The 11,499-nt window shown below is 57.1% G+C and carries 9 protein-coding genes; 4 read left to right on the top strand and 5 right to left on the bottom strand.

Annotated elements, in window-relative coordinates; all coding sequences use genetic code 11:
* Nucleotides 1-13: 13 nt before the first annotated feature.
* Nucleotides 14-1,150, bottom strand: a complete 1,137-nt coding sequence (gene carA / locus M2366_RS18415) for a glutamine-hydrolyzing carbamoyl-phosphate synthase small subunit (protein ID WP_224430705.1) — start codon at nucleotides 1,148-1,150, stop codon at nucleotides 14-16.
* A 619-nt stretch (nucleotides 1,151-1,769) separates the two neighbouring features.
* Nucleotides 1,770-2,582 carry a 4-hydroxy-tetrahydrodipicolinate reductase gene (gene dapB / locus M2366_RS18410; RefSeq protein WP_042042278.1) on the bottom strand — a complete coding sequence of 271 codons (813 nt, stop codon included), beginning with the start codon at nucleotides 2,580-2,582 and terminating at the stop codon, nucleotides 1,770-1,772.
* Nucleotides 2,583-2,866: 284 nt separating this feature from the next.
* Here dapB and M2366_RS18405 point away from each other — a divergent pair, with 284 nt between their 5' ends.
* The 4 genes from M2366_RS18405 to serA all read left to right on the top strand — a co-directional run bounded on the left by M2366_RS18405 (nucleotide 2,867) and on the right by serA (nucleotide 7,242).
* A complete protein-coding gene (locus tag M2366_RS18405) occupies nucleotides 2,867-4,216 on the top strand; it encodes a Na+/H+ antiporter NhaC family protein (protein WP_259270362.1) in 1,350 nt (449 codons plus the stop codon).
* A gap of 115 nt (nucleotides 4,217-4,331) precedes the next feature.
* Nucleotides 4,332-4,922 carry a 5-formyltetrahydrofolate cyclo-ligase gene (locus M2366_RS18400; RefSeq protein WP_259235854.1) on the top strand — a complete coding sequence of 197 codons (591 nt, stop codon included), beginning with the start codon at nucleotides 4,332-4,334 and terminating at the stop codon, nucleotides 4,920-4,922.
* Between the two features lie 234 nt (nucleotides 4,923-5,156).
* Nucleotides 5,157-5,810: a ribose-5-phosphate isomerase RpiA gene (gene rpiA / locus M2366_RS18395; RefSeq protein WP_259270361.1), complete on the top strand. Its 654-nt coding sequence runs from the start codon at nucleotides 5,157-5,159 to the stop codon at nucleotides 5,808-5,810.
* Nucleotides 5,811-6,009: 199 nt separating this feature from the next.
* Nucleotides 6,010-7,242: a phosphoglycerate dehydrogenase gene (gene serA / locus M2366_RS18390; protein ID WP_042042282.1), complete on the top strand. Its 1,233-nt coding sequence runs from the start codon at nucleotides 6,010-6,012 to the stop codon at nucleotides 7,240-7,242.
* A gap of 70 nt (nucleotides 7,243-7,312) precedes the next feature.
* Here the strand turns inward: serA and M2366_RS18385 are convergent, their stop codons facing one another.
* The 3 genes from M2366_RS18385 to M2366_RS18375 all read right to left on the bottom strand — a co-directional run.
* Nucleotides 7,313-8,014 (bottom strand): SIMPL domain-containing protein, encoded by a 702-nt coding sequence (locus M2366_RS18385; RefSeq protein ID WP_042042283.1) that lies wholly within the window; start codon nucleotides 8,012-8,014, stop codon nucleotides 7,313-7,315.
* 54 nt (nucleotides 8,015-8,068) lie between these two features.
* Nucleotides 8,069-8,626 carry a hypothetical protein gene (locus tag M2366_RS18380; RefSeq protein WP_224430710.1) on the bottom strand — a complete coding sequence of 186 codons (558 nt, stop codon included), beginning with the start codon at nucleotides 8,624-8,626 and terminating at the stop codon, nucleotides 8,069-8,071.
* 90 nt (nucleotides 8,627-8,716) lie between these two features.
* A partial coding sequence (locus M2366_RS18375) for a VWA domain-containing protein (protein WP_259270360.1) occupies nucleotides 8,717-11,499 on the bottom strand: 2,783 nt, incomplete at its 5' end.

Here is an 11,499-nt window from a genome sequence, read left to right as displayed (position 1 = left end):
TTCTCTTTTCCTCTTAAGCGCGATACTGCTTGATCAATTCAATAAAGTGGTCGAACAGACCGGCACAGTCGTGGGGACCCGGGCTCGCCTCGGGGTGACCCTGGAAGCTGAAGGCCGGACGGTCGGTGCGATGGATGCCTTGCAAGGAGCCGTCGAACAGGGAGACGTGGGTGGCACGCAGGCAATCGGGCAGCGAGGTCTCATCCACCGCAAAACCGTGGTTCTGGGCGGTGATCATCACGGTATTGTCATCCAGACTCTTGACCGGGTGGTTGGCACCGTGGTGGCCGAACTTCATCTTCGCCGTCTTGGCACCGGAAGCCAGGCCCAGCAACTGGTGACCCAGGCAGATGCCGAACACAGGGGTGTTGGTCTCGAGGAAGGCCTTGATGGCCGCGATGGCGTAGTCGCACGGCTCGGGGTCACCGGGGCCGTTGGAGAGGAAGATGCCATCGGGGTTCATGGCCAGCACCTCGGCGGCCGGGGTCTTGGCCGGTACCACGGTCAGGCGGCAGCCACGGTCCACCAACATGCGCAAGATGTTGCGCTTGACGCCAAAATCGTAGGCGACCACGTGATATTTGAAGTCGCTTTCGCTCGGGGTGACATGACCCTTGCCCAGCTGCCAGCTCCCTTCGGTCCAAGTGTAAGACTCGTTCACGGTCACTTCTTTGGCCAAATCCATGCCCTTGAGGCCTGGGAAGGCGCGGGCCTGGCTCAGGGCATATGCCTCATCAACCTGCTTGCCGGCCAGGATGCAACCGGCCTGGGCACCTTTCTCGCGCAGGATGCGGGTCAGTTTGCGGGTGTCGATCTCGGCGATGCCAACGATGTTTTGAGACTTGAGGTAATCGGAGAGAGATTGCTGATTGCGGAAATTGGAGGCAAGGATCGGAAGGTCACGGATGATCAGGCCCTGAGCATGGATCCGATCGGACTCTTCATCTTCGTTGTTGGTGCCGGTGTTGCCTATGTGTGGATATGTGAGGGTGACTATCTGACGGGAATATGAGGGGTCGGTAAGGATTTCCTGGTAACCCGTCATCGACGTGTTAAAAACAACCTCACCAACAGAACATCCCTCGGCGCCTATCGACACGCCTTTGAACACAGTTCCATCTTCCAGCACTAGCAATGCAGTGTGATTCAAGACAACCTCCAGTTATTTAGCTTTAAATTCAGCAATTTACCTGGGTGTCGCGGCTCAGAACCTTGTTTGAAACAGGGGGCTGAACCGGCAGATTTCTGGCAAATTGGGCGCATTCTACTCAAAAATGATGTCATTTCAATGTCTTTCAACAAAATAAATGCATCTAAATTCAATAAAAAAGCAATATTACCCATTATCTATGCAGTTTTACTATTTACAACCCCCGCCGACAAAAGAAAATCCCGATACGAGTTCAAAACTGCCCACCTGAGTCACCCTGGCGACACAATTCAGTATTTAACCAAACAAAAACAGATAGTTGAGAAATTAAAAAAAATATCTCAATCACGATAAAAGCATATTTGTCAGTACTTGTTTTTATGAAATGAAAGGAAAACGTTTTTCTTTGGTTGAATTTTTACGCTTTTTAGAGTCGTGTGAAAAAATCGTAGCAAGGGCCAAAAACAGGGGCTTGCCGTTCACCCTCCGGTGACAACTCATGCCCCCATCATCGGGGGCATTGGGGAAGAGTGAGTGTTATGGACGCTTGGTTGAAAAAAAAGAGCATAAGCCCTATTTAACACACATAAAAAACCCCGGTCGCCCGGGGTCATCTGCTTCACTTCAGGTTGAGTACGTCCTGCATGTCATACAGGCCCACTGGCTGCCTGCTTAGCCAGGCGGCGGCGCGTACCGCACCGTTGGCGAAGGTGAGTCGGCTCGACGCCTTGTGGCTGATCTCGACCCGCTCGCCAATGTCGGCGAACATGACGGTGTGCTCCCCGACCAGATCCCCGGCACGAATGGTGGCAAAGCCGATGGTGTTGCGATCCCGCTCACCGGTGATCCCTTCGCGGCCATAGACGGCGCACTCTTTCAAGTCACGTCCGAGGGTCTTGGCCACCACTTCCCCCATGGAGAGCGCGGTACCGGACGGCGCGTCCACCTTGTGTCTGTGATGCCCTTCGATGATCTCGATGTCGGTGTAGTCTCCCATCACCTTGGCGGCCTGCTCCAGCAGCTTGAACACCAGATTGACACCGACCGAATAGTTGGAAGCGAAGACGATGCCTATGTGCTGGGCCGCCTCATGCAGAGCCTGCTTGCCTGCCTCATCAAAGCCGGTGGTGCCTATCACCATGGCCTTGCCATGGGCGCGGGCGAAGGCCAGATTGGCCAGGGTCACCTCGGGGCGAGTGAAATCGATGATGAGATCGAACTCATCCCGTACCTTGTCCAGGCTGTCGCTGATAGCCACCCCCAGGTGGCCCAGCCCATTGAGTTCGCCCGCGTCCAGACCGACCACGACAGAGCCCGGTCGCTCCAGTGCGGCGCCAACGACCACCCCCTCAGCATTGGCGATGGCCTCCAGCAGCACCTTGCCCATACGACCATTACAGCCCATCACGGCCACACGGATCGGATTGTCCATCTCCACCCTCTCATCTGTTGTCATGTTTTTTGGAAAGGGACAGTTCTACCAGCCCTGACGTCCTTTGAAAAGCCCCGTGAGCCTCCCGGCTTGGCACCGCCATATAAACGGATAATTTTCAAATATCAGAATATAAGACGACATATTTCGATATATCAGAATCGAGATGCATTAATATTTATCCATCTGGACGGCTATCTTGACCCGTGAGAGGCAAATCACTAGGGTATGGGCCCAGAGTGGCAGGATGCCAGCCGCCCAATGCGGTTCATATGACAGGAGTCATGTTCCACGCATCCGAGGCCCTCATGCACCAACGAGTCCCTAATCCCACCGCCCTGCTTCCTCTACTGTTGTTCCTGGCCATCTTCATTGGCACCGGCACCTGGCTCACTCTGCAAGGGGTCGAGTTCGCCTTCTATCAGCTGCCTGCCCCTGTTGCCGTGCTACCTGCGGTGATCCTGGCCCTGCTGCTCGGCAAGGAGAGCTTCAACCAGAATCTTGAAACCTTCTTCAAGGGAATTGGTGACAGCAACATCATGGCGATGTGCCTGATTTATCTGCTGGCGGGGGCCTTTGCCACCGTGGCCAAGGCCACAGGGGGAGTGGACGCCACCGTCTCCCTCGGCCTGTCGCTGATCCCCGGCTGGTGCCTGCTGCCGGGTCTGTTTCTCATCTGCGCCTTTATTGCCACCGCCATGGGTACCTCCATGGGCACCATAGGGGCAGTCGCACCTGTGGCCCTCGGCGTCGCCCAGGCCGCCGGCATCGATCCCGTGCTGATGGCGGGTACCATACTCTCGGGGGCCATGTTCGGCGATAACCTCTCCATCATCTCGGACACCACCATAGCCGCGACCCGCAGCCAGGGCTGCGAGATGAAAGACAAGTTTCGCGAGAATTTCAAGATTGCCGCCCCCGCCGCCGTGCTGGTGATCCTGATCTACCTCACCCTGGGCAATGTGGGCGACGCACCGGCCCCCCATGGCAGCCCGGACTTGTTCAAGGTGATGCCTTATCTGCTGATCCTGGGGCTGGCACTGGCCGGGGTGAATGTGTTCGTGGTGCTTGGCCTGGGCATATTGGCCGCCGGTATGGTGGGGCTGTTCGGGGGTTACTCCCTCGGCCAATTTAGCAAGGATATCTATCAGGGCTTCACCGGCATGCAGGAGATCTTCCTGCTCTCCATGCTGATCGGTGGTCTCGGCGCCCTGATGGAGCGCCAGGGAGGATTGGCCTGGGTTGGCGATCGCATCGGCGCCCTCATCCGTCGTTTCACCCGCCAGCATGATGGCGAGCAGAACGAGAAAGCCGCCGAGCTCGGCATCGCCGGGGTGGTGGGCCTCACGAACCTGTGCACCGCCAACAACACCGTCGCCATCATAGTGGCCGCCAAGGTCTCCCGGGACCTGGCCGAACAGCATGGGGTCACCCCACGTCGGGCCGCCTCCATGCTGGATATCTTCTCCTGCGTGGTGCAGGGTCTCATCCCCTGGGGAGCCCAGGCCCTGCTGCTCGGCTCAGTGTTCGCCCTCTCTCCTCTCTCGGTGGTGAGCATGAGTTTTTATCCCATGGCGCTGGCGCTCTCGGCCCTGGCCGCCATCGTTATCAAGCATCAACTGCGCCGGGATTGAGATCCGACAATCCCTGCCAAGCCGGGCCCAGTGCCCGGCTTTTTTATCCCAGGCCGTTTGCCCTGTGCGCTCCCCTTGTTAAGGTAGAGGCACGCAATCCAACCCGGAGCCTCCCATGTCGGACAGACAATCCCTGCGCCAACTCATCCGCCAGCGCAGGCGCGCCCTGAGCCAGACCGAGCAACAGGTCGCGGCGCAGCAGTTGCTGGCTCAGTGCCAGCAGCATCCGGACATGCTGACCGCCAAGCGCATCGCCCTCTACCTGGCCAACGACGGCGAGCTCAGTACCCTGCCGCTCATTCACTGGCTCTGGGCACAGCACAAGGAGGTCTATCTGCCGGTGCTGCACCCCTTCAACCCGGGCCATCTCCTGTTCTTGCGCTATACGGCGACCAGCCCCATGACCCAGAACCGTTTTGGCATCGCCGAGCCCGAGCTCGATGTGTTGCAGGTCTTGCCCCACACCAATCTGGACCTTATCTGCACGCCGCTGGTTGCCTTCGACGAGACTGGCAACCGGCTCGGTATGGGGGGCGGGTATTACGATCGCACCCTGACCGCCTGGCAGCAGCACCGACTGGGGCCCAAGCCGCTGGGTATTGCCCATGACTGCCAGCGAGTCGACACCATTCCCTGCGAGAGTTGGGACGTGCCGCTGCCGGAGATCCTGACCCCAAGCAGGCGCTGGTGCTTCGCGCGAAGCTGAGAATGCCTGCTGCAATGATGCCATCGGGCGCCACTCGACATGAGTCTGGCGAGTCGGTTGAGTGACAAACGACTCGCCACTCCGCCTTTGTCGGTGGCATCGGTGGCCGTCTGCCCAACAAACAAGCAAACGATTTACATCTTGGGCTTTTTATCCTCATAACGTGAGCGCCACGGTCGCCCCCGAGAGTACTCTTGGCTATAATGCGCCCGCTTTTTCCCCTAAGGATCTACCATGACTCAAGATGACATGAAGAAGGCGGCCGGCTGGGCTGCGCTCAAATACGTAGTGCCCGGCACCATAGTCGGCGTAGGCACCGGCTCCACCGTCAATCACTTTATCGACGCCCTGGCGACAATGAAGGGTGAGATCAAGGGGGCCGTATCCAGCTCCGTGGCCTCCACCGAGCGCCTCAAGGGTTTCGGCATCCCGGTGTTTGACCTCAATGACATCGATGCCCTCTCCGTCTATGTGGATGGCGCCGACGAGATCAATGGCAGCCGCGACATGATCAAGGGCGGTGGCGCCGCCCTCACCCGGGAAAAGATCGTCGCCGCCGTGGCGGACAAGTTCATCTGCATCATCGACAACACCAAGACAGTGGATGTGCTGGGGCAATTCCCGCTGCCGGTCGAGGTGATCCCCATGGCGCGCGAGTACGTGGCCCGCGAGATCCGCAAACTCGGTGGCAACCCTGTCTGGCGTGAAGGTGTCATCACCGACAACGGCAATGACATACTGGACGTCAAGGGTATGGCCATCACGGATGCCAAGGGGCTGGAAAACCAGCTCAATGCCATCGTCGGCGTCGTCACCAACGGACTGTTCGCGCACCGTGGGGCGGACGTAGTACTGATAGGTACACCGGACGGCGTCATCACCCAATAATCGGGTAGTGACATTGATAGCGGCGCCTGATGGCGCCGTTTTTTATTATCTGTCAGTCCCTTGCCGCCAACCGTTTGCAACTATCGTTGATAACTTCAAAGAATTTGACTTTCGTCACAAATATTCCCTCTGCCTGTTGTTTTTGCTACTTTACGGTTTTCTTCACACACCATAGCTGCACTGATTTAGAGGGATCGCCATGACCGTCAAGTTTTCGCTCGACAAGGATAAGATCAAGGTACTGCTGCTGGAGGGGGTACATCCCAACACGGTAGAAACCTTCCGGGCCGCCGGTTACACCAATGTGGATTACCTGAAAACCTCCCTGAGCGAAGAGGATCTGATCGAACGGATCCGTGATGTCCACTTCGTCGGTCTGCGCTCACGTACCCAACTCACCGACAAGGTGCTGGACGCGGCCCAGAAGCTGTTTGCCATCGGCTGCTTCTGCATCGGCACCAACCAGGTGGATCTGAAAGCCGCCGAGCTACGCGGCATTCCCGTCTTCAACGCGCCTTTCTCCAACACCCGTTCGGTCGCCGAGCTGGTATTGGGTGAGATACTGCTGTTGTTGCGCGGTATTCCCGAGAAAAATGCCAAATGCCATCGGGGTGTGTGGGAAAAGCTGGCCAACCGCTCGGTAGAAGCGCGTGGCAAGAAACTCGGTATCATAGGTTATGGCCACATCGGCACCCAGCTTGGCATCATCGCCGAGAGTATTGGCCTCAAGGTCTATTACTACGACATCGAGAACAAACTCTCCCTGGGTAACGCCATCCAGGTACCGAGCATGGCCGAGTTGCTCAACATGTCCGATGTCATCAGCCTGCATGTGCCAGAGACGGCCTCCACTCAGGATCTGATCGGCGCCGAGCAACTGCGCATGATGAAACCAGGCGCCATCCTGATCAACGCATCCCGTGGCACTGTGGTCGATATCGATGCCCTGGCCGACGTGATCAAGAGCGGTCACCTGAGTGGCGCCGCCATCGACGTCTTCCCAAGCGAACCCAAGTCCAACGATGAAGAGTTCCTCACTCCGCTGCGCGGCCTGGACAATGTGCTGCTCACCCCGCACATCGGTGGCTCGACCCAGGAAGCCCAGGAGAACATCGGCCTGGAAGTAGCCAGCAAGCTGGTCAAGTACTCGGACAATGGCTCCACCCTGTCCGCGGTCAACTTCCCGGAAGTCTCCCTGCCTGGTCACAAGGGCTCCAGCCGCTTGTTGCATATTCACCGCAACCAGCCTGGTGTCATGAACCAGATCAACCAGATCTTCGCCGAAGAGGGGATCAACATCGCCGGTCAGTACCTGCAAACCAGCAGCGAGATCGGTTATGTGGTGATCGACGTAGAGACTGAGCACAGTGAGAAAGCCCTCGCCAAGCTCAAAGAGATCAACGGCACGTTGCGGGCCCGGATCCTGCACTGATCGCACATCGTCATCATCAAAAAGGGCTCCTATAGGAGCCCTTTTTATATGCTGTGCGAGATGATCCGACTCAATCGATCAGGAACACCGCCTCGACATTGTCCGTGATGCTGATCTCCTGCTGCTCATAGCTGGCATCCGCCTCGGGCGCCGCCGCCATGGCGGCCATCTTCATCCCTCGGCCATAGACCGGCATGGGCGCGGCATTGCGATACTCGATGCTGTATACCTTGCCCAGGGTCACCCCAAATGCCTTGGCCAGGGATTGCGCCTTGGCTCTGGCATCTTGTACCGCACTCACTCTGGCCTGCTCGCGAGCAGCCTGGGGATCTTTCAAACCAAACTCAATCTGGGAAACGGACTCGAGCCCGGATTTGAGGGCGGTGTCCATCAGCTGGCTGAGCTTGTCGAGTTGATAGAGTTTGACTGCCAGCTGGCGCTGAGCACGATAACCGGTCAATTCGGGTTTACGGTTTTGCGGATACTGATATTCGGGGGAGATCACCAGATTGCCCGCCTCCACATCGCTGCGTTTGATGCCCAACCCCTCGAGTTGACCAAAGAAGGCCGCAACCCGTTTGTCGACCTGCTGCTTGGCATCAATGCCCTTCTTCTCCAACGCCGTCACGGCCACACGCAGGGTCAGCATGTCGGGCTCCACCTTCTGCTCGGCATTGCCGCTCACCAACAGATGCGGGGCTTGAGGCACCTCGATAGCCATGGTGGTTGCACTGGTGCAAATCAGACACAGGGAAAGGATGGAACGCCACATAGATAACACCTCAATCAGAATGATGGCGGCATTATGCACGGGCCAGATGCAGATTCATATATCGTGACTGGGGGGGATAAAGTCCAGCACGTGATTGCTCATGTCCAGACTAATGCTGATCTCGTTGATCGCCTGTGCTGGCGGTTGAGAGAGATTCGGTGTGGCGGCCAGTTCCGGCAGCCTGTCGGCCTCATCGAAGTGGAATGAGTCCCACGACAGAATGTGTCCCTCAACAGGTGACGTCACCTCCACAGCGGCAATGGGAGCACTCCAAGCGTCCCATCCTTGCGTATCGGGACTGGCCAATAAATCATGCAGGGGAGCCGTGATACTCTGCAACGAGCACTCTTGCTGACTCTGCCCATCGCCGCAGAGCAGCACCATGTGGGGGGATTCAACACCGACATAGGGGACGAAGGAGAGTTGCATAGCGGCAAAGTCGACGTTCAATACCCCGGCGGCCTCACCATCTTCGTTCTCTATTTCAAGCCCGGTCAGGCTGCTGCCATCGAGCTGGGTCTGATAGGCAAAGCGGCCGGAGCAGACAATATTGTCCTGCCCGTCCCAGCTATAGCGAATGCCATCAATGTCAATCCAGTTAAAGGGCCCCATATCTTCCTCACTACGTCAATGTTGCCTATCTTAACGTCCTTCCCGTGTCAGCAACAGAGGGCTGGCAAGCCCGCCCTCTGTACATGCTGTCTACGGATGCGGATCCACCTTGAGGTTACCATCATCGAGCAGTTGCTTGATGATGTCCTGGTTGGAACCAGAAGAGAAGCTAGGTGCATTCTGGAAGAGCACAGTCAACTGATCCCCGCCTGCAGTACCACCATTGGTGTCTATGGTCAGCGTGTTATTGGCCGTATCAAAGGTCAGATAACTGTTGAGCGTACCGGCCAAGACACTGTTGTTGGCGCTGGCAGGCACATCGACCAGCAACTGGGACAAGTCCAGCACATCGCTGTTGGCATTGCTGCCACTCAACCCTAGGGTGAAGTCGGCTATCTTGTCGATGCTGCCATCGCCCTCGCCAGCCAGCCACTTGAAGGTATCGTGCCCGGCGCCACCGGTCAGGGTATCTGCACCCAGGCCACCGATCAGCGTATCGTTGCCGATGCCGCCATCCAGGATATCGGTACCCCCCCCTCCCAACAGGGCATCATTGCCTGCATCACCATACAGGGTATCGTTCCCAGCGCCCCCTTCTATGTGGTCATGACCCCCATTGCCATGAATGGTGTCATTACCGCCATAACCCAACAGCACATCATCGCCTGCCGTTCCGTTAAGGTTGTTATCAGCACCGGTGCCTTCTATCGGAGTCGGCACAGCGGCAGCTGTGGCTCCAATGTTGATGGTCAACTGGGCGGTGTCCTGATCCCCGTCGTTCTGCATCACCTGATAGGTGAAGACTTCAGATTGGCCGACATTACTCAGGTTCGAGTTGGGAGTGTAGGTGTAGGCACCATCACTGTGGATCTCGAGGGAACCATAGAGCCCGGCAACCGTCTGACTGGTGGTAACAGAGGTATAACTGCTGCCATTCCAGATCTTGAGCACAGCGTGCTCGCTGCCCAGCGCATCTACCGCCCCCCAGGGATCGCTGCTGTACGGGTTGTGGTTGGGATCGGTCAGCACATTGCCCTGAGCAGCCATGATGGCAATGGCGGCGGTGGCAGCGGCTGTAATGTTGAGTCTGATATTGTCCAGTTGCAAGGTGGAGTCACTGTTACCCGCACCATCATTGACCGAGAAATAGACCCGATAACGAGTGTTTGTATCCAATGTGGTCGTCGTGATCGTGGTCATTGCACCAGGATCGCTGGACAGAGTACCACTCAAGCCAGTCCCGGAGAGCTGAATCCAGTTAGCACCATCAAACTTATAGAGGTTCCAAGTCACTGTATCGCTATTATTCACATTGCCTCTGTCATACTGGAAGCTCAGCGTTGTCGCCAGTGTCGAACTCGTGACAAACTCGGGGGTAATAAGCTGCGCAGCCCCCACACCATCATCATTCGTGTCGACCAGTTGCAATACGCCACTGCTCACGCTGCCATCCAGTGTTGTGTTGTTCAAGGTGCTGACGACCCACTTGTCTACATTACCTGCAACCGCCGTAGCGATAGTGCTTGACCCCAAATCGATCACGCTGGTACCGGCGCCAGACGTGGCATATATCCAGGGGTTATATCCTGTACCGCTCCCATTGGTCGTCGTCTGGAAATCCGCCAAGGTTGTAGGGGTCGTCACCCCTGGCACCATGATCTGATACACCAGCGCCTCATTGCTGTTGTCATAGACGGTGACCTCACTGGAATCCGTGGTGATCATATTCAACACCCCTGTCTTCACATCCCCATCGGCATCACTGATGGTGTAACGGAAGGTTTCGGTGTAGTCATTGGCCACATCCAGCGACAGGCTGTAACTGTAAGCCCCGGTCAACAAATTGACCGAGAGAGTGCCCCCCCCATGAGTCGGAATAGTCAGCACATGGGTAGTAGCGTTATAGCCGGAATAAGCCGTGGTGTAGATAACGTCCGGTGTCGCCGGGTTACCATCGGCATCGTGGGAAATACTGGTAATGGGCAAGGCGGCAGGACCGTCCGCACCAAAGGCCACCCCAGCATCGATCAGCAGGTTGCCCGTAGTCGGCACTTGCACAGTCCCCGAGAGGGTGCTGGCCAACTGACTCAGGTCCGTCACTATGATGGCAGGCTGATCTGTTCCCGTAGCGCCGTTGTAAGAGATAGGCTCCAATGCTGGCGCCGTCGCCCCGCCCCCCATCCCCAAGGCATAGGCCTTGACATCATTATTGGTCAGGAAATTCTGCCAAGCAGTCTGTTCAGCCGCATTGATACCGTTGTTTCCCGTACCGACCACACCGGGCCAGCTGGTGCTTTCGGTAGGCTCACCATCGGAGAGGAAATAGAGCACGCTCTGTCCGCCGATGATCTTCCCTGCCGAATCATATGCCGCCATCGCCTTGATCAAAGCATCGTCATAATCAGTGCCGCCGTTACCCAAGGTATCGGTAATGTCATCGATAACATCCAGTGCCTGAGCTGCCGTCAACCAGATATCCCCCGAGCCGAGGAAGTTGGTGGTCGCCGTGCTGGCAAACCCCACCAGACGCACCATCACATTGCCCAGATCGTCATAGTCGCTGATCAGTTGCAGGATGGAAGCCCTGGCAACGGCCATCCGGGTAGCAAATCCAGGTGCCTCTGCATCGAAGTCCATACTGCCCGAGGTATCCAATATGATCATCAGATTGGTACCAGGGTTAGAAAACTCTTCTACCCGGGTATTCAGCTCTACCGGTTGAACCGGCACATCATCCACGATGCGCACGATGAGCTGGTCGCTGCCACTGGTGCCAGTCACCCCGTTCACCGCGATGGTCACGCTGTCATCAAACTCGGTCAGCGTAGCCCCCGCCTTATTGTCGTTGTCGATGGTCGCGCTCAGGGTGTAGC

Origin of the sequence: Aeromonas sp. BIGb0405 (assembly GCF_024807335.1) — a bacterium.
GTDB classification, from domain to species: Bacteria; Pseudomonadota; Gammaproteobacteria; order Enterobacterales; family Aeromonadaceae; genus Aeromonas; species Aeromonas rivuli.
The sequence above is the reverse complement of the archived record's forward strand: the minus strand, read 5'-3'. Positions and strand labels throughout refer to the sequence as shown.